Raw genomic sequence first — 18,580 nt, 5'->3', positions numbered from 1 at the left:
TCGAAATGATGGCAAAGAAATGGTTATCCGTTACCTTAATGATGATCGTTATGTCGGTAGGTGTATTAGCAGGGTGCGGGAACGAGAAGGCGAACAATAGTTCAGGATCAACGGACGGGAACTCAGAAGCGGATGCCTCGTTGCTTGATGAGATCAAGAGCAGAGGCAAGCTGGTTGTCGGCGTGAAATACGATACGAAGCTTTTTGGCCTTAAAAATCCTGCGAACAATGAAGTCGAAGGCTTCGATGTGGATATAGCGAAAGCGCTGGCGAAGTCGATTCTAGGAGACGAGACTAAACTGGAGCTGAAGGAAGTTACTTCGAAGACCCGCATTCCGATGCTGGATAACAATGAAATTGATTTAATCGTTGCAACAATGACCATTACGGAAGAGCGGAAAGAACAAGTCGATTTCTCAGAGGTGTATTTTAAAGCAGGACAGTCGTTGCTCGTGAAAAAGGGAAGTGCGATTAAAAGCATCGAAGACATTTCGAAAGGTACAAAAGTACTGGCCGTAAAGGGCTCCACTTCCGTAGACAATATTATAGAGAAAGCGCCGGATGCAACCGTGCTTGAATTTGATAACTACCAGGATGCCTTCGCTGCGCTTAAAGCGGGTCAAGGAGATGTATTGACGACGGATAATGCGATCCTGTACGGAATGATGGCACAAGATGCCGGGTATGAAGTGGTTGGCGAGCCGTTCACCGACGAGCCGTATGGTATTGCGATCAAGAAAGGGGAGACAGCGCTGGTGGATGCCGTCAATAAAGAGCTGGCAGCGATGAATTCGAGCGGTGAATACAAGAAGATCTATGAGAATTGGATTGGAGAAGCGCCGTCTGAGTAGCAGACCAATGACAACACCAACGGGTGGCCGCGGCCGCCCTTTTTTTAAATATAAGATTTTATAAGTTTTACCTCTATAAATAGGCTAATAATTACCACAAAACAGCTGTTGCCGCCAACGGACGGCGACAGCCGTCTACGCTTGTAGGTCAGATTTGCAAGGGGGATAAACCATGCCGGATTTCTCGATCTTAACAGAGTACTTTGACTTCTATATGGAAGGCTTTATCAACACGATCTATTCCAGCATCATTGCTCTGCTCGGCAGTTTCGTACTAGGGACAGTTGTAGCAATATTCCGTATTTCGTCCATCAAGCCATTGCGATGGGGAGGGACCGTCTATGTTGAGTTTATTCGCAACATACCGCTGCTGCTGGTTGTATATATTTTTTTCTGGGGCTTACCCGCGCTCGGTATTACACTAAGCGGATTCGTATGCGGGACAATCGGGCTGACAGTATATACGGCAGCCTTTATAGCGGAAGCCATCCGAGCGGGAATCATGGCCGTACCAAAGGGGCAGACGGAAGCGGCACAGTCCTCAGGATTAACATATGTGCAAACGATGAGACATGTTGTTCTTCCGCAAGCGATCAAAATTGTCATTCCTCCGCTTAGCAACCAGTTTATCAATTTAGTTAAAAATTCATCGGTGCTCAGTGTTATCGCGGGATTGGATCTCATGTATTTCGGCGATCGAATCGCCAGCAAAACGTATGCGACCTTTGATACTTATATTTTTGTTGCTGTATTTTATTTGGTGCTGACTCTGCCTTTAAGCTACGTGGCGCATTATTTGGAAAGCAGACTGGCTAAACATAGTTAGAGAGGAGGAGAACAGATGGATTTCGCCAATGCTTTTTCAATCGAGAATTTAATGTTTATTTTGGATGGCTTTTACATGACGCTCAAAGTGGCGTTTTTTTCTATTATTTTMAGCTTTGTACTTGGCTCTATAGTCGGAATCATTCGTTATATGAAAGTGCCTGTTCTATCACCGATTCTTGCCCTGCTCGTAGAATTGCTGCGCAATTTGCCGCTGCTGCTCATTATTTTTTTCGCGCGATTCGCTTTACCGGATATTGGCATTCAGCTTGGTCCGGTGTACGCCGCGATTGTTGCTTTGACATTATTTGAAGGGGCTATGATTTCCGAAATCGTCCGCAGCGGATTGAATTCCATCGATAAAGGACAAATCGAAGCAGCTCGTTCATCGGGTCTCGGCTACATGCGCACGCTCTGGCATATTGTTCTGCCGCAGGGGCTTCGTCGTATGGTGCCTCCGCTCGTAAGCCAATTTATTTCGTTACTGAAAGATACGTCATTGGCCGTAGTTATTTCATTGCCGGAACTTATGAACCAATCGAAAATTGTTATCGGGCAAAATAATCATTATGTCATTCCGGTTCTTCTCTTAGCCGCTGTCCTATACTTTACTGTTAACTACGCCTTATCCTTAATTGCAAAACGACTGGAGACTAAAATCGTTTAATAATAAGGGATCGTCACAAGAAGTGCGATTTCATAAACGTATAGATGAATCGAATGGCTGACTTCATGAGAGGTCAGTCTAATTACGGATCACCCGTTCTTTACAAATATCTATGAAAATAATATCCCGTTGTTTACAATGATTGTAACAGGAGGGGATTATTTGCGAAGATATTTGACTAACGCCGGGATGCAAATGATACTGGTTGCTGCGGTGACAGCGATAGCAGGCGAATTCAAGATAACGCCCTTTAGCGGAGAAATGTTCCGCATTGGTCTCGGAAGCAGCGCTTTTCTGCTTTTTCTGCTGTTAATGCGGCATCTGCCCTATGTGTATACGGGGATGGTTACGGGGGTTACGGTGCTTGTTTTTCGATCTGTTTTAGACGGATTCGTTTCGTATGATACGTTCTCTCTCTCCGGAAGTCTGCAGACCCACTTATCGGCGGCGCTATACTATCTCATTTTTGCAATCGGAATGAAGCAGATTCAAGGCAATTTACCAGAACGCCAGCCGCTCCTTCTCGTTTGCATGATCGCAATTATCGATTTTATCTCGAATGAAATAGAGCTTTTGACTCGCAGTATTCTATTTGATGTAGCATATCTTTATAAGGGTCAGTTGTTGTTGATCGGAGTAACCTCAGTAGTTCGGAGCATCTTTGTGGTTGGAATTTACAGCAGTATGATCATTAGTCAGATGCGGGTCGTTCATAACGAACAGCAAAAACGGATGGAGCAAATGCTTAATGTCGGTTCGGGCCTGTACGGAGAAGTGTTTTACTTGAAAAAATCAATGGATACGATGGAGCAAATTACAGCCAAAAGCCATGAATTATATTGTAAGCTGAGTGGCACCGGAGAAAAAGACATTAGCCGAGCCATGCTGGACATTACACAGCAAATTCATGAGGTGAAGAAGGACTCCCAGCGTATTCTAGCTGGACTGCTTAAGGTATTCAACCGGGAAACGGCTTCCGACATGACGATTGCGGAAATCGTTATTTTTGTTATTCAATCCAATTCCGGCTATAGTAAAATGTTAAAGAAGGAGGTTCATTACGAAAAAAGGATAGACATTGATTATTCTACAGCCCACTTTATTCCGCTGTTAACCGTGCTTAACAATTTGGTTTCAAATGCAGTGGAGGCCATTGATACAGAGGGAATGGTTCGTATCAGGGTTTATGAACAGGAGGATGAAACGGTATTGGTCGTTTCCGATACGGGAACAGGAATTGAGGAGCAGAATAAGGAGGTTATTTTTGAACCAGGATTTACGACTAAATTTAATGACGAGGGATGTGCAGCTACCGGCATCGGCTTGTCGCATGTTCGCGATATCGTGCATTCATCAGGAGGAAAGCTGAGTTTGCATACCTCTAGTCAGTCAGGAGAAACAACCTTTGTTGTGGCTTTTTCGACCAATACATTGAAATTGGGGGTGTGATGACCAATGCTTTCATTTGGTATTGTGGATGATGATGCGGTATGTATACGAATGCTGCAGAGCATCATCGAGAAAGGCTGGCTGGGCGAGGTAGTCGTTACGGCGGAAAATGGGTGCGAAGGGGAAAAAGCTGTTCTTGGTGCGAATCCCGACGTCCTGCTGATTGATTTATTAATGCCGGAACAGGATGGAATTGAGACTATAAACCAACTAAAGCAAAAAGGCTATTGCGGAAAATATGTCATGATATCACAAATCGAAAATAAAGAAATGATTGGCAAAGCATATCAGGCGGGAATCGAATTTTATATTCATAAACCTATTAATCGGATAGAAGTCCAAGCTGTATTGTCTAAAGTGAATGAGCAATGGAAAATTGGGCGCTATTTGAATGAAATCAAGGACTCTATGGCAAAGCTCAGCAATTTGAATACGAATGTAGGGAGCCTCCAGAGAAAACAGTCGGTTCGAGAAATCATGCAGCCTATTTTGAAGGATATGGGAATAGTCGGTGAACTCGGAAGCAAAGACATGATTGAAATCATAGAACACCTTATTCATCATGATCAAGTAGAGTCGCTTCCTCCTCTAAAAGAGTTATATGAGATTACCGCCCGTACCCATCATGACCCCGCAAGAGAGGTTAAAGCCGTAGAGCAGCGGATACGCCGTGCGGTAATGAGCGCTGTTTCAAACCTCGCGAGCATTGGACTTACGGACTACAGCAATCCTAAATTTGAGCATTATGCTCCGCTCTATTTTGATTTTCAAGATATCCGTTTAAAAATGAAAGAGATCGATGAAAAGCTGCAGCCGGGAAAAGGAAAGGTTAATATCAAAAAGTTTCTGCAGGTGTTTTACTTAGAAGTGCTCGACAACCGAAGAAACCAGCAATATAAATAAACTCCGATAAACAAAAATAGAATACCTTTAAGGCGTATGCCACGGGAAAAACAAGAAAAGCCGCAAAATTGCGGCTTTCTTGTTTTATAGAGCAAGGATTGCAAATCAGCAATAGAACGAGCTTACAAGCGTTTAAGATTCCGGCTGCATATATTTGCTGCGGTATTGTCCCGGCGTCATCCCTTCCTGCTTGCGGAACGCTCGGATGAAGTTCTGTGAATTGGTAAAGGTAAGCCGCTCGCCGATTTCCTTGATAGAAATGTCCGTCTCGACAAGCCATTTGGTCGCGAGATTCAACCGGTACTGGGACAAGTATTCGCTGAAGGTCATATCCGTTTCTTTCTTAAATACGTTGCTAAGATAGAAAACATTGTAATGCATCCTTGCGGCGCATTCCTCGAGCGTAATTGCCGTACCGTATTCGCGATGGATGATTTCTATAATCTGCTCCGATATATTCTGGTACTGCGTTTCCTGACGGTCGCGGAAGACGGCGATCAAAGGATGTATGATTCGTTTCTCGAACCAGGCTTCGATTTCTGAGGCGACATACAGCTGCATCAGCTCCTCGTATAGCGTTGATCCCCGGATATTCCGTTTATCGATTTGCATACCGATTTCCTGCATCACGATCATCAGATCATTGAGCAAGCGAACGAGTGAAATCTGGTAATCCTGAGGCTCCCTCTCTTTGAGAAATACCTGACCCAGCCATTCCTTGAGCAGCTCTGACGCCCGAGTCTCATCAGATAGCTTAATCGCGTCAATCAGCTCATTATGAAGTTGTACGGGATAGAAGTAGACGCGCGTATGCTTGCCCGCATTCAAGCTGGAATAAGGGATAATCACACCTTTCCCAAGCTTCAGACGATGCTTCAGCGCCTCAAGACCTTCCTGGTAAGCGCGCGTCGTTTGCTTCAGGCTGTGGAATGGCAAACTGATGCCGATGCTGACATCGAGATCAAGATATTGCTTCATGCTCAGCTGAATCGTTTCCGTCAGTTTATAAAGATGGTTGTTGAACTCATCAAGTGATTGATTGCCGCTCCCGAATAACGTCACTTGCGTTTGATCGACGATGACCGGAGGGAGACGGTCAGAGGCAGGCACGGTATCCTCAACAATATTTGTAATCGCGAAGAGCAGCAGGTCGAGATCTTTCTGCTCATAGCGGGTTTCGTTCAAAATATCGATCTGCAGTGTTAGAACTGCTAGATTATCCCAGTGGGATACTTGCTTGTCATAGCCGAATAATCGAATTTTCTCGTTGATCTCCGCAGCGCTTACCTGTCCCTGGAACAATTTCATGAGAAAATAAGTGCGGGCTTGCCGGCTGTTCTGGTTCACCTCATAGTGTAAATTCTCATTGGAGTGGAATAGGTCGCGAATATGCTCGTCGATTAATTGCAGCTCGTTCTTATTCGACTCCGAAATCTCAGGCAGCCGGTTGGCAATACTCTGGAATAGCGTCCGAATCGGAGAATAGACTTTTCTGCTGCCTTGCCAGACAAGCACAAGCGTGAGCAATATAATGAGCAGGCACACATAGAAAGTGAACCATCCGATCGACCTCGCTTCCTTCGACACCTCGGCAAGGTCGGTGAAGCTGGCGTAGATCCAGCCATTAAAATCGGAACGGACATAGGTAACCGAGATGAGATCATTCCGGAATTGGCCGGACTTGCCGGAAATTTTCGTAAGATCGTTTTCCTTCAACGTTCCGTTGTCCGTTAGAAGCGTTCCGATCTTTGAAGGATCATGATGAACAATGATGCGGTAATCCTCATCCAGCACCATGACTTCGCGGGTTTCATTCGGCGAATCCATTATTTTCGCAAGACTGCAACTCGGAATGGTCGCAATCGCGACGCCTCGTTTGTCCGTGGTATGCAGCGGCATTTTTTTGACCAAAGCGACCGTATAGGGACAGCCGTAGCTTGACGTATCGCTTGAGCCGATGTCGGTGGAGTTCAGCAGCAGCCAATCGGTGCTTTTGCCTGGCCTCTCGATTAGTTTGAGCAATTCCTCCTTGGAAGCGTGTTCATCAAATTTGTAGAGACCGCGATTGTTAATGATCCAGTTCGATGCCGAATTGGCGAGAATGACATCCGTGACGCGGGTATCGGGAGATTGCAGCAAACTAAGCTCTTCCTTCAGCTGGTTATAGAGCTGGAAATCCTTGAACGTAATAGGCCGGTACAAGGCCTCCTGCAGCTGATTCGTATTAATGACATAATTTAGCGTGTAGTCGACGGTTCGCAGCACCTGCTCGATATTGCCGTTCAATTGGTTCATAATTTGAACGCTGCTTTCATTGACATGCTGTTGTATGGAATTGGAAGATTTCATATACGAGAAAAATCCGAGCGCTGAGAGAGGCAAAATGCTGGTCAAACAACCGAAAAGCAGCATTTTGGTATATAAGTTGTGCTTCCTCATTCCAATCAGCCTTTCAAACAGAAGATGTTTTCATTCTACTCAAATGAAGGAATAGGCACAAGTAATGCTGTACAAAAAAACGGCATCCATAGATAATAGAGTTGATTTGGAACCTCAAGGTTAAAAATTAGGAGGTAAGCGCGAGTGAGAAGGAATCGGTGGCGTTGCTGGATGCTGCTTATCACTATTTTGCTGCTGGCGGGTGGATGTGCTCGTGCAGGGGACGACAACAATAACGTTAAATCATTGAAGAATGAAAAGAAAGGCAGCCAATCGGCAGCCATTTCAATATTAGCCAATTTACATACTTCGACGGTTCCTCCGGACCGAATGGAACGTATGCTTGAAGAGAAGACGGGCACGATGCTCGACATACAATGGGTACCTGACGGCAGCTATGAGGAAAAATTGAATGCCGCGCTTGCGACTGAAAGTTTGCCGCAGGCGGTATTTCTGAAAAATAGCGCTTCGCTTGTTATGCTTCGCAGCGCCATTCGCGATGGTCAGTTTTGGGAGATCGGCACCATGCTGGACCAATATCCGAACTTGAAACGCCTTAATCGCGAGGTATTGAGCAATACAGCCGTTGACGGCAAATGGTATGGTCTGTATCAGGAGCGGCCTTTGTCCCGGCAAGGCGTCATCTACCGGCAGGATTGGGCAGAACGGCTGGGGCTGCAGTCGCCTGCCACAGTCGATGAGCTGTACACGATGATCAAGCGGTTCACTCAGGAGGATCCGGATGGAAATGGCATGGCGGATACAATAGGATTAACGGATCGAAACGATCTCATCTACGGAGCGTTCAAGACAGTAAGCTCTTATTTCGGCACGCCGAATGAATGGGGAGTAAATGATGGACGGCTGCAGCCCGAATTTATGTTTCCCGAATATATGGAGACCATGAAGTTTTTCCGTAAGCTCCATCAAGAGCAATTAATGAACGTCGATTTTCCCGTGATGGGGAAGGTGGATCAGCAGCAACTTTTCATTGACGGCAAGGCCGGCGTATATATTGGCGCATTAGGCGATGTTGTCAGCCTCTATGCCAAATTGAAGGAACAGCATCCGGAAGCGAGTCTTGAGGTTGAGAACCGTGTAAAGGGCCCGAAAGGCTACGGCATATGGTCAACGCCGGGTTACGGCTCGATCGTGCTTTTCCCGAAATCGGCAATTCCCACAGAAGACAGGCTCAGGGAAGTGCTTGCCTTCTTCGATCAATTGATGGAACCGGAAATTGCCAATATGATCTATTGGGGTTTGGAGAACGAGCATTATACGGTGGAGGAGGGAAAAGTCATTCCTTCCGATGACTATGCCCGTCTCAGTGAAGAGGTCAGACCATACCTTGCTCTGCAGATCGGCGGGCACAGCACGATTCCAGGCCTGCTGGATGTCGGCTATTCATGGCCGACAAGAGTGAAGGCAGAGCAATTGGTGAAGGATAATGACCAACAATTGATCCATGATCCAACGGAATCGTTAGAGTCTGTTACGTATAACAATAAAGGTGTCATGCTGCAGACGATCATAAGTGACGCAACATATAACTTTATAATCGGAGAGATCGACGAAGCCGGTTTCGATTCTGCGATAGCGGAGTGGAAGGAACAAGGCGGCGAGAAGGTGATCGAGGAGTTTTCCGAGGCGTATCGCAAGCAACAAGATCAATAATCGAATAGACGTATCCTAAGGGTCTTGTCAGAGCGAATGCCATCGCTTCTGCCAAGGCCCTTTTATATGTTTTTTTGCATGATCGGACTGCGCTCTTCCCAATAATCAGCATAATCCTTGCATTTGATCTGACCTTGGGTAGACGGCGAAATGCAGCAGCAGCAAGGGGTTGCAGCTACATATCCAGAGATTATTCTCGGAATGGCGGCTGTACGCTTATATTGATGAGGCAACGGAAACAACAAAAAACGGAGGTCAGCCGAATGAAGAGAAAAAGTGCAATCGTACTTGCTGCCGCTGCTGTATCAATGGTTCTTGTAGCTGGATGCGGCAACAACAATGCAGGTGAAACGAACAATATTGAAGCGACGCAGAAACCTAATGAGGGTGCTGCGCAAAGTACGGATAAACCTGCGGAGCCGCTCAAATTATCCGTCATGCTGGACTTGCATGAGCCAGAGGTTCCTTCCGACAAGATCGAAAAATTACTCGAAGAGAAAACGAATACGCAGCTGGATATTCAATGGGTACCTGACGGCAGCTATGACGACAAGCTAAATGCTGCCTTCGCGACAGGATCTCTGCCGCAAGCCGTTCAATTGAAAAACGCAGAGTCGCTCGGTTTGTTCCGCGACGCTATCAAGGATGGACAGTTTTGGGAGATTGGTCCGTTCATTGAAGAATTTCCAAATTTGACCAAGCTGAACAAGGATGTTCTGAATAATACTTCGGTAGGCGGCAAGATATATGCGCTTTACCGTGAATCCGCACTCTCCCGCCAAGGCATTATTTTCCGCAAAGATTGGGCAGAAAAACTGGGGTTAGCCGCTCCAAAGACCATCGATGAGTTGTATAACATGCTGAAGGCGTTTAAAGAGCAGGATCCGGATGGCAACGGCAAGCAAGATACGATTGGTTTGACGGATCGCAGCGATTTGGTTTACGGCGCGTTCAAGACAGTCAGTTCCTATTTCGGAACGCCTAACGGATGGGGAGAGAAAGAGGGCAAGCTGGCTCCTGAGTTTATGTTTGCTGAATATATGGATACGATGAACTTCTTCAAGAAGCTGCATAAAGAAGGGTTGATCAACCAGGACTTTCCGGTAACGGCTAAAAACGATCAACAAAATCTGTTCGCGACTGGCAAAGCAGGGGTATACATCGGCGCTTTGGGCGATGTGCAAAGCATGGATCCGAAAGTGAAGGAAATCAATGCCGCCGGCGAGCTGGATATCCAGAACCGCATCGAAGGCCCGAAAGGCACAGGCATCTGGTCGACAGCCGGCTACGGCTCTGTATTCCTGTTCCCTAAATCGGCGATCAAATCGGAAGAAGAACTGAAGCAAGTATTATCATTTTTCAACGAGCTGATGTCGCCTGAACTGTCCAATGTCGTGCAATGGGGCATCGAGGGAGAGCATTACACTTTGCAAGACAACCATGTGGTGCCTTCCGAAGACACGAAACTGACGAATCGTGAAACAAAACCATATCTGAGCTTCCAAATTGGCGGGCAGGGCACGATTGCTGAATTGCTAGATCCGACGTACCCGCTGCCGGTGAAAGCGAAGTCCGAAGAGCTGATTAAAGACAATGAAAGTATTCTGATCAATGACCCAACGGTTGCACTGGAGTCTAAGACGAGGATTGAGAAAGGCGTCCGCCTCTCCGAGATTATTAAAGACGCGACTTATAAATACATCCTGGGCGACATTGACGAAGCCGGATTCCAGGCTGCGGTCGAAAAGTGGTTGAAAGATGGCGGACAACAAATGATTGAAGAATACAACTCGAACGAATAGCGATTAAAAATAACATAAAAGCAGTAAGCATACGGGGCTGTTGATGGAGCAGCCTCCTTTAAGTCCTGCTGAGAAAGGATGGGTTATGCATGAATGAAGCAACGGTCAGGACAGCTGCGGCTCCGGCTTCGCGGATGAAACGAAGGAGAGGCAGACTGGGACAAGTGTGGAAAGACCGGGCGCTCTACCTGATGATTATTCCGGGTTTGTTGTTCTTTATTATTTTCAAATACGTGCCTATTGGAGGGATTGCGATTGCCTTCCAGGATTACAAGCCGTATAAAGGGATCGGCGGCAGTGAATGGGTAGGGTTTGAGCATTTTTCCCGATTATTTCAAGAGCCTGATTTCTTTATGATTTTGGGCAATACGTTAATACTATTCGCTTTGAATCTAGTATTTTTCTTTCCGGTTCCGATTATTATCGCGGTTATGCTGAATGAAGTAAGGCACTCCTTCTTTAAGCGATTTGTACAGACGATCGTTTATATTCCGCATTTTATGTCATGGGTGATTATTGTATCGATCTCGTTCATCATGCTCTCCATGGATAGAGGGCTGATCAATGAGCTGCTTGTGATGATGGGTTTGGAGAAAATCAATTTTCTAATGAGCAACGGATGGTTTCGTCCAATGTATGTGCTGCAAATCATTTGGCGTGAAGCCGGATGGGGAACGATTATTTATTTGGCGGCAATGGCAGCCATCGATCCGCAGTTGTATGAAGCGGCGCGAATGGATGGAGCCGGCCGATTGCGCCAAATCTGGCATATTACCCTTCCGTCGATTAGAAGCGTTATTATTGTCCTGCTTATCTTGAAAATCGGGGATGTGCTGGAGCTTGGATTCGAACATATTTATCTTCTATTGAACTCGATGAACCGAGAGGTAGCGGAAATTTTCGATACGTATGTCTATACGGCTGGCTTGAAGCAAGGTGAGTACAGCTACAGTACGGCGGTAGGTTTTTTCAAATCAATCGTTGGACTCATCCTCGTGATGGGTGCGAATTGGCTTTCCAAGAAAGCAGGCGAAGAAGGCGTTTATTAATAAATGAAAAGGAGGGTACACCGCGAATGAAGGATCAAACATTAGGCGGACGGATTTTTGACACCGTTAACTATGCGCTGCTGTCCATCATAGCTCTTGTTATGATTTTACCGTTTATCAACGTTGTAGCAGGCTCCTTTACGACTGTGGGTGAGCTTGCCCGCAAGCAATTCGTTATTATCCCGACGATTTGGTCGCTGGATGCTTACCGTTTTATTTTTTCAACGAATACAATCTTTAAGTCGCTTGGCGTCTCGATTGGCGTGACGTTTGCGGGAACCCTGTTCAGCATGCTGCTTACATCGTTTATGGCGTACGGTTTATCCAAGCCGCAGCTATTAGGCAGAAAAACGATCAACTTTATCGTCGTATTCACGATGCTTTTCAGCGGCGGTCTGATTCCCAGCTTCCTGGTCGTTAAGGAAATGGGACTAATTGACTCCTATGCTTCCTTGTTCGTTCCGACGGCTGTTAATGCATTCAATCTCATCATAATGAGAAACTTTTTTCAAAATTTGCCGGATGGTTTGGAAGAGTCGGCGAAGATGGACGGAGCGGGCTATTGGGCGATCTTTACAAGAATTGTACTTCCGCTCTCCATGCCGGCGGTTGCGACGATCTCCTTGTTCTATGCCGTAAACTATTGGAATACGTACTTGCCTGCCATTCTCTATTTGAACGATGCAGACAAGTGGCCGGTACAGGTTATTCTTCGGCAAATCGTCGTACTGGCGAGCGGACTTGCGGGCGATACGTCGGATATGGGCAATGGTTATGTGATGCCGCCGCAGCAGACCATTAAGATGGCTGTTATCGTCGTCGCCACGGTGCCGATTCTAATCGTCTATCCGTTCTTGCAAAAGCATTTCGCCAAAGGCGCGCTAATTGGTTCGATAAAAGGGTAAACCGCAATCTGTTTCAATACGAAAGGAGCATTTGGCTCGATGAATCATACTAACCTTGTGTCAGCGCAAGCCGCGTTCACGCCTTTGCAGTGGGCGCAAGCCGCTTGCGATTCCTTAATGGCCCGCTATACCCCGCCGCAGCTTCCTCCTGAGAATAGATGGCATTACCATCAAGGCATTTTCCTTCATGGGATGCAGCAGGTATGGTTAAGAACCGGCAATGAAGCATACCGGGACTATCCCAAGCAATATGTGGATCATTTAATCGATGAATATGGCAATTTTCTGTTTGCACGCGATGAATTGGATGCCATTATGCCGGGCTTGCTGCTGTTCCCTCTTGATGATAGCGGTCTTGGTGATTCGCGTTATCGCACGGCGATCGAGAAGCTTCGAGGACTGTTCGGCACGTTGAACCGTACTTCGGAGGGAGCGTTTTGGCATAAAGACAAATATCCGCGTCAGATGTGGCTGGATGGTTTATATATGGGCGGCGTGTTCGCGCTTGAATATGCTAATCGCTATGACGATGAAAGCTTGATTGCTATGGTAACGGAATGGGAGCGGCTCATGCGGAGGCGCATGACCGACGAAGATACAGGCCTGTTGTTTCATGCCTATGACGAAAGCCGGCAATTCCCTTGGGCCGATCCGGCAACCGGATGCTCACCCGAGCTGTGGGGCCGGTCATTAGGCTGGTACGGAATGGCATTGGCTGATTTTCTCGATCGTTTGCCCGCGTCGCATCCTGCTGCAATGGAATGGAAGGAACAGCTGGGCATGTTCGCGACGACACTGATTCGGTTTCAGGATGCGGAAAGCGGATTATGGTATCAGGTGGTCGATCAAGGAGACCGGGCTGACAATTGGCTCGAAACGTCCTGTACCAGCTTGTTTGTCTATACGATCGCCAAAGCCGCAAAGCACGGATGCATCGACGGGGAACAGATGAATGCGGCATGGAAAGGGTATGAAGGTCTGATTGCCCGCCTTAAGCAGGATGAGCTCGGCATCATCGTTCCGGATATTTGCATTGGCACCTCTGCGGGAGAATATGACTACTACGTTTCCAGACCCGTCAGTGAGAACGACCTGCATGGCGTAGGCGCTTTTATACTGGCTTGCACCGAGATGGAATCATGGTATGAGAGCAGGGAGGGGTCCAAGGGATGAGCCATTCGAAAGAAACGTTCAACAATCCGATCCTGCCGGGCTTTTATCCCGATCCGTCGATTTGCCGGGTTGGCGAGGATTATTATATGGTCACTTCAAGTTTTGAATATTACCCGGGCGTCCCTTTGTTTCACAGCAAGGATCTCGTCCATTGGCAGCAGCTGGGCCATGTGCTTGATCGGCCGTCTCAACTGGATCTGGATGGCACGCCCTGCTCCAAAGGGATATACGCGGCTACGATCCGTCACCATGCTGGTTTATTCTATATGATCACGACATTCGTCGTCAGCCAGACAGGAGCTCGCCGTAATTTCTATGTGACAGCGGAGGACCCGGCGGGAGACTGGTCCGATCCGATCTGGCTGCCGGATGCCCCGGGCATCGATACTTCTTTTTTCTTCGACGACGACGGCAAGGCTTACGTGATGGCGAATCGCGTCCCTCCGAGCGGACAGCAGTATCCGAAGCATATGGAAATATGGCTGCAGCAGTTTGATATCGAGGACAAAAGGCTGATCGGCGAAAAATACAGCTTATGGGATGGAGCGCTAAAAAACGCCCATGCCCAAGAAGGGCCGCATATCTACAAGAAAGACGGCTATTACTATCTGCTGATTGCCGAGGGCGGCACCGGATTTACGCATGCCGTAACCGTCGCAAGAAGCATCTCCGTGACGGGCCCGTACGAGAGCTGCAAATCAAACCCGATATTGACGCATCGTCATTTGGGACGGGAATACGCGATAACGAACGTCGGTCATGCCGATCTTGTCGAGTCGACGGCCGGCGAATGGTGGATGGTATGCCTCGCCTCGCGTCCTTATGGCGGGCCCTACCGCAATCTTGGCCGGGAGACGTTTCTTGTGCCGGTCGAATGGGAAGACGGCTGGCCGGTCGTCAATCCGGGCAAAGGGGTGGTGGAGCTGCAATCCCGCAGGCCGAATTTGCCGGAGCATCGTTTCCCTGCTAAGCCCGCTTGCGACCATTTCGACAGCGGGAAGCTGGATGACTGCTGGAATTTCATTCGCACGCCTCGCGGCGATTTCTGGAGCCTAACGGACAGGCCGGGCTTTCTCCGGCTGCGGCTGAAGCCGGAGTCGATCGCCCAGCCGGTTAACCCGAGCTTCGTCGGAAGGCGGCAGCAGCATATGAGCTTTGCGGCTCGTACGGTGATGGAGTTCGCTCCGGGGCTGGATGGCGAGGCGGCGGGCGTGGTGCTGCTGCAAAACCATGAATATATGCTGCGCTACGAGTATACGAAGGTTCGCGGTTCGAGCTTATTGCGGTTAGTCGAGCGCAAGGGCGGGGCGGAACAAATACTGGCGGCACGGGAATGGAGCGGCAACAAGTTGTACATCAAAATCGAGGCTGAACAGCAAAACTATCGTTTCCAGTATGCCGCATTGTCCGGGCAATGGGAGACTCTCGCGGAAGACGTTGACGGCAGGCTGCTCAGCTCGGATGTTGCCGGCGGTTTTGTAGGAGCTTATTTGGGGCTGTATGCCACATCGAGCGGATTGGCTAGCGACAATTTCGCTGATTTTGACTGGTTTGAATACGGAGGGACAGAGACATGACAGAAACTGCAAATAAATCCCGCGAGCCATGGATCTCCGATCAAGGTGACGGAACCTATCGCAATCCGGTGCTTCATGCCGATTATTCGGACCCGGACGTTATCCGCGTAGGGGACGATTTCTATATGACGGCTTCAAGCTTCGGGCATCTCCCGGGGCTGCCCATTCTTCATTCTAAGGATTTGGTCAACTGGACTTTGATCAATCATGTTATCAAGGAAATGCCGCTGCCGGGCTATGACCAGCCGCAGCACGGTAACGGCGTATGGGCGCCGAGTCTGCGGTATCATGCCGGAACGTATTGGGTGTTCTACGGCGATCCCGATGTCGGCATCTTCATGAGCACGGCTGACGATCCGGCCGGCGAATGGACACCTCTCCATCTGCTGCAGGAAGGAAAAGGGCTCATCGATACTTGCCCGTTCTGGGATGAGGATGGGAAAGCCTATCTCGTGCATGCGTTCGCGAACAGCCGCTGCGGCATTAAGCATAAGCTTCGTCTGTGCGCAATGGCGCCGGACGGCAGCAGGCTCTTGGACGAAGGACAGATTATTTTTGACGGAACGGAAGGGCATCCGACGATGGAAGGCCCGAAAATGTACAAGCGAAACGGCTATTATTATATCTTTGCTCCGGCAGGAGGCGTTAAGCCGGGCTGGCAGATGGTGCTGCGCTCTGAAGCGGTCTACGGTCCGTATGAGGATCGGATCGTGCTTCATCAAGGGGACAGCGTAGTTAATGGACCGCATCAAGGAGGTTTAGTAGAGCTTGAATCAGGCGAGTCCTGGTTTATGCATTTTCAGGATAAGGGCGCTTATGGACGAATCGTACATCTTCAACCGGTTGTTTGGCAGGACGATTGGCCGTTCATGGGGATTGATACGAATGGAGACGGGATCGGTGAACCGGTTATTCAATATCCGAAGCCGAAGGTTAGGGGGAGTGCGCCGATTGCAGTCCCCGCTGCTTCCGATGAATTCAACGGAAGCCTGCTAGGTAAACAATGGCAGTGGCAAGCCAATCCGGATCACCGTTGGTATGAGCTGGGGGCGCTTGAGAGCCATATCCGATTGCATTCGCTGCCGATTCCTGCAGGCAGTCGAACGTTGTTCGATGTGCCACAGCTGCTGCTTCAGAAGCTCCCGGCGGAGCAATTCGATATGACGGTGAAGCTATCCTGCTCCGAATTGAAGAAGGGCGATGCTGCGGGTCTTGTCATGTTCGGCTTTGCATTTGCCTACCTCTCGGTTTGCCGCGAGGAAGAAGGCGGGCTTTCGCTTCATTATACGGAAGGGGATCAAGAAGCTGAGCGGTGCATTTCGAGCCATAAACTGAACACCAGCACCGTCTGGCTTCGGGTTTCGGTCCGCCTGGAAGCAAGCTGTGTATTTGCTTACAGCGAGGATGGAAAGCTGTATCACTCTATTGATTCACAGCCATTTACCGCACGCGAGAGCCGCTGGGTCGGCGCAAAGGCGGGGATTTTCGCTCTTCATCGAGAGGAGCAGAGACAGGGCGGATACATCGATGCCGATTGGTTCCGCGTAAGCGCGCCGGAGGAGGTGCTTGGCCAATGAGCGGAATGAAGTCGTTTCCTGAGGTTGAACTGCCGCGAATTCCGAAACGCGAATTTTCGATTACGCAATTCGGTGCAGTTGGAGACGGGAGGACGGACAATACAGAAGCGATCGCAAGCGCGATTGCGGCATGCGATGAAGCAGGCGGGGGGCGCGTCGTCATACCGGCAGGATTATGGCTCACCGGCCCCATCGTCCTCCGAAGCCGAATTGAGCTCCACGCGGAATCAGGAGCGCTCGTCACATTTAGCCGTGATTTCGAGCAGTACCCGTTAATGTTATCGCAATTCGAGGGTCAGCCTGCCGTTCGCTGCCGCGCGCCGATTGACGGGGAAAATCTTGAGGATATCGCGATTACTGGACAAGGTGTATTCGATGGCAGCGGCGACGCATGGCGGCCGGTCAAGCGAATGAAGATGACGGAATTGCAGTGGAAACAACGGATCACATCTGGCGGAGTGGTTGCGGAGAATACTGAGGGAGAAGTATGGTGGCCAACCGCTCAGGCCATGCATGGCGAAGCGGAAATAAGCCGATTGCGGCAGGCAGGCAGTCTTGACCCGGCGGAATATAGCGCAGCAAGAGATTATCTTCGACCGGCTTTGGTTAGTCTGCGAGGCTGTCGGCGCTTGCTGCTTGATGGACCGACGTTCCAGAATTCGCCGGGATGGTGCCTTCATCCTTGGGGGTCCGAGCATGTAACGGTACGCCATGCGACGGTGCGCAATCCTTGGTATTCGCAAAATGGAGACGGACTCGACATCGATTCCTGCCGGTTCGTCACGGTCGACGGCTGTTCGTTCGATGTCGGGGATGATGCGATTTGCATGAAATCCGGCAAGAATGAAGCGGGCCGCAAGCTAGCCATGACTTGTGAATATGTCACGGTGACGAACTGCAAGGTTTATCACGGTCATGGCGGCTTCGTTATCGGCAGCGAAATGTCTGGCGGGGTCAATCATATCCATGTATCCGATTGCGAGTTTATGGGGACGGATATCGGTCTCCGCTTCAAAAGCGCGAGAGGACGCGGCGGGATCGTGGAGGATATCCGCATCGAGAACATCCGCATGAAGGATATCGGGCTGGAAGCGATATCGTTTCATTTATTTTATCAAGGCGTGGAAGGCTCAGAAGGATTCGACGACACAGAACACCCGGTCGATGAAGGAACGCCTGTTTTCCGCAAAATTACGATGCGGAATATTTACTGCTCTGGAGCGTCGGTCGGTTTGCTCGTTAACGGGCTTGCGGAGATGCCGCTCAGCGACTGCTTGCTTGAAAATGCGGTCGTCCAAAGCGAGCGAGGCGTGATATGCAGGTTTGCCGCAGGGCTGAAGCTTCGCAACATCCGCCTTCATGTGACGGAAGGACCGCTGGCTTCTTTTCATGAATGCAAAGATGTAGAAATGGTAGATTGGCAAGGCGAAACGACGGATGCGAACGTTCAATCTCCGATTCAGGTTACAGGAAGCAGTTCCGCCAACATAAAGCTGGTCCCTCTCCCTAACAGCATGAGCAGTTGAATGAAGCAGCATAAGTGAAGTGGATCACTCTATTGGCTCGGCAGCCATAGCGGTGATCCTTATTTATTTCATCGAAGGGACAGTGAAAGGGGGGATGGCGAGCCCAGGGACTAGAGAGATCATTCTTACTATGCGGGATGCCGCATTTGGTTTTGAATGCGTT

General features: G+C 48.9%; 14 protein-coding genes. 13 read left to right on the top strand and 1 reads right to left on the bottom strand.

Annotated elements, in window-relative coordinates; all coding sequences use genetic code 11:
• The first annotated feature begins 5 nt into the window (after positions 1-5).
• The 5 genes from AC1DLI_RS17420 (at position 6) to AC1DLI_RS17400 (ending at position 4,695) form a co-directional block, all read left to right on the top strand.
• Positions 6-851 (top strand): ABC transporter substrate-binding protein, encoded by an 846-nt coding sequence (locus tag AC1DLI_RS17420; protein WP_477604669.1) that lies wholly within the window; start codon positions 6-8, stop codon positions 849-851.
• A 172-nt stretch (positions 852-1,023) separates the two neighbouring features.
• Positions 1,024-1,677 (top strand): amino acid ABC transporter permease, encoded by a 654-nt coding sequence (locus AC1DLI_RS17415; RefSeq protein WP_477604667.1) that lies wholly within the window; start codon positions 1,024-1,026, stop codon positions 1,675-1,677.
• A gap of 15 nt (positions 1,678-1,692) precedes the next feature.
• Positions 1,693-2,343: an amino acid ABC transporter permease gene (locus AC1DLI_RS17410; RefSeq protein ID WP_477604665.1), complete on the top strand. Its 651-nt coding sequence runs from the start codon at positions 1,693-1,695 to the stop codon at positions 2,341-2,343.
• A gap of 162 nt (positions 2,344-2,505) precedes the next feature.
• On the top strand, positions 2,506-3,792 hold the full coding sequence (locus AC1DLI_RS17405; RefSeq protein WP_477604663.1) for a sensor histidine kinase: 1,287 nt from the start codon (positions 2,506-2,508) through the stop codon (positions 3,790-3,792).
• A 6-nt stretch (positions 3,793-3,798) separates the two neighbouring features.
• On the top strand, positions 3,799-4,695 hold the full coding sequence (locus AC1DLI_RS17400) for a response regulator (RefSeq protein WP_477604661.1): 897 nt from the start codon (positions 3,799-3,801) through the stop codon (positions 4,693-4,695).
• 132 nt (positions 4,696-4,827) lie between these two features.
• Here AC1DLI_RS17400 and AC1DLI_RS17395 read toward each other — a convergent pair whose 3' ends face one another.
• The gene (locus tag AC1DLI_RS17395) at positions 4,828-7,134 is read right to left on the bottom strand and encodes a helix-turn-helix domain-containing protein (protein WP_477604659.1); all 2,307 of its coding nucleotides are present in this window, start codon (positions 7,132-7,134) and stop codon (positions 4,828-4,830) included.
• A gap of 171 nt (positions 7,135-7,305) precedes the next feature.
• Between AC1DLI_RS17395 and AC1DLI_RS17390 the strand changes: the two genes are divergently transcribed.
• The 8 genes from AC1DLI_RS17390 to AC1DLI_RS17355 all read left to right on the top strand — a co-directional run bounded on the left by AC1DLI_RS17390 (position 7,306) and on the right by AC1DLI_RS17355 (position 18,417).
• Positions 7,306-8,808 carry an extracellular solute-binding protein gene (locus AC1DLI_RS17390; RefSeq protein ID WP_477605063.1) on the top strand — a complete coding sequence of 501 codons (1,503 nt, stop codon included), beginning with the start codon at positions 7,306-7,308 and terminating at the stop codon, positions 8,806-8,808.
• 263 nt (positions 8,809-9,071) lie between these two features.
• A complete protein-coding gene (locus AC1DLI_RS17385; protein WP_477604657.1) occupies positions 9,072-10,610 on the top strand; it encodes an extracellular solute-binding protein in 1,539 nt (512 codons plus the stop codon).
• Between the two features lie 134 nt (positions 10,611-10,744).
• Complete coding sequence (locus tag AC1DLI_RS17380) at positions 10,745-11,659, top strand: ABC transporter permease (protein WP_308998425.1); 915 nt, start codon at positions 10,745-10,747, stop codon at positions 11,657-11,659.
• A 26-nt stretch (positions 11,660-11,685) separates the two neighbouring features.
• Complete coding sequence (locus tag AC1DLI_RS17375; RefSeq protein WP_477604655.1) at positions 11,686-12,564, top strand: carbohydrate ABC transporter permease; 879 nt, start codon at positions 11,686-11,688, stop codon at positions 12,562-12,564.
• A 39-nt stretch (positions 12,565-12,603) separates the two neighbouring features.
• Positions 12,604-13,737 carry a glycoside hydrolase family 88/105 protein gene (locus tag AC1DLI_RS17370; protein WP_477604653.1) on the top strand — a complete coding sequence of 378 codons (1,134 nt, stop codon included), beginning with the start codon at positions 12,604-12,606 and terminating at the stop codon, positions 13,735-13,737.
• A complete protein-coding gene (locus AC1DLI_RS17365; protein ID WP_477604651.1) occupies positions 13,734-15,314 on the top strand; it encodes a glycoside hydrolase family 43 protein in 1,581 nt (526 codons plus the stop codon). The genes AC1DLI_RS17370 and AC1DLI_RS17365 overlap by 4 nt, the downstream gene beginning before the upstream one ends.
• Positions 15,311-16,891: a glycoside hydrolase family 43 protein gene (locus AC1DLI_RS17360; RefSeq protein WP_477604649.1), complete on the top strand. Its 1,581-nt coding sequence runs from the start codon at positions 15,311-15,313 to the stop codon at positions 16,889-16,891. Before AC1DLI_RS17365 ends, AC1DLI_RS17360 begins: the two co-directional genes overlap by 4 nt.
• The gene (locus AC1DLI_RS17355) at positions 16,888-18,417 is read left to right on the top strand and encodes a glycoside hydrolase family 28 protein (RefSeq protein ID WP_477604647.1); all 1,530 of its coding nucleotides are present in this window, start codon (positions 16,888-16,890) and stop codon (positions 18,415-18,417) included. Before AC1DLI_RS17360 ends, AC1DLI_RS17355 begins: the two co-directional genes overlap by 4 nt.
• Positions 18,418-18,580 lie beyond the last annotated feature (163 nt).

Source organism: Paenibacillus sp. 01T443 (genome assembly GCF_056398325.1).
The sequence above is the reverse complement of the archived record's forward strand: the minus strand, read 5'-3'. Positions and strand labels throughout refer to the sequence as shown.

Coding starts and splice junctions, on each gene's coding strand:
- AC1DLI_RS17365 (WP_477604651.1), top strand. CDS start 13,734: ATGAGCCATTCGAAAGAAACGTTCAACAATCCGATCCTGCCGGGCTTT.
- AC1DLI_RS17415 (WP_477604667.1), top strand. CDS start 1,024: ATGCCGGATTTCTCGATCTTAACAGAGTACTTTGACTTCTATATGGAA.
- AC1DLI_RS17385 (WP_477604657.1), top strand. CDS start 9,072: ATGAAGAGAAAAAGTGCAATCGTACTTGCTGCCGCTGCTGTATCAATG.
- AC1DLI_RS17370 (WP_477604653.1), top strand. CDS start 12,604: ATGAATCATACTAACCTTGTGTCAGCGCAAGCCGCGTTCACGCCTTTG.
- AC1DLI_RS17355 (WP_477604647.1), top strand. CDS start 16,888: ATGAGCGGAATGAAGTCGTTTCCTGAGGTTGAACTGCCGCGAATTCCG.
- AC1DLI_RS17380 (WP_308998425.1), top strand. CDS start 10,745: ATGAAACGAAGGAGAGGCAGACTGGGACAAGTGTGGAAAGACCGGGCG.
- AC1DLI_RS17395 (WP_477604659.1), bottom strand. CDS start 7,134: ATGAGGAAGCACAACTTATATACCAAAATGCTGCTTTTCGGTTGTTTG.
- AC1DLI_RS17360 (WP_477604649.1), top strand. CDS start 15,311: ATGACAGAAACTGCAAATAAATCCCGCGAGCCATGGATCTCCGATCAA.
- AC1DLI_RS17375 (WP_477604655.1), top strand. CDS start 11,686: ATGAAGGATCAAACATTAGGCGGACGGATTTTTGACACCGTTAACTAT.
- AC1DLI_RS17420 (WP_477604669.1), top strand. CDS start 6: ATGATGGCAAAGAAATGGTTATCCGTTACCTTAATGATGATCGTTATG.
- AC1DLI_RS17390 (WP_477605063.1), top strand. CDS start 7,306: ATGCTGCTTATCACTATTTTGCTGCTGGCGGGTGGATGTGCTCGTGCA.
- AC1DLI_RS17400 (WP_477604661.1), top strand. CDS start 3,799: ATGCTTTCATTTGGTATTGTGGATGATGATGCGGTATGTATACGAATG.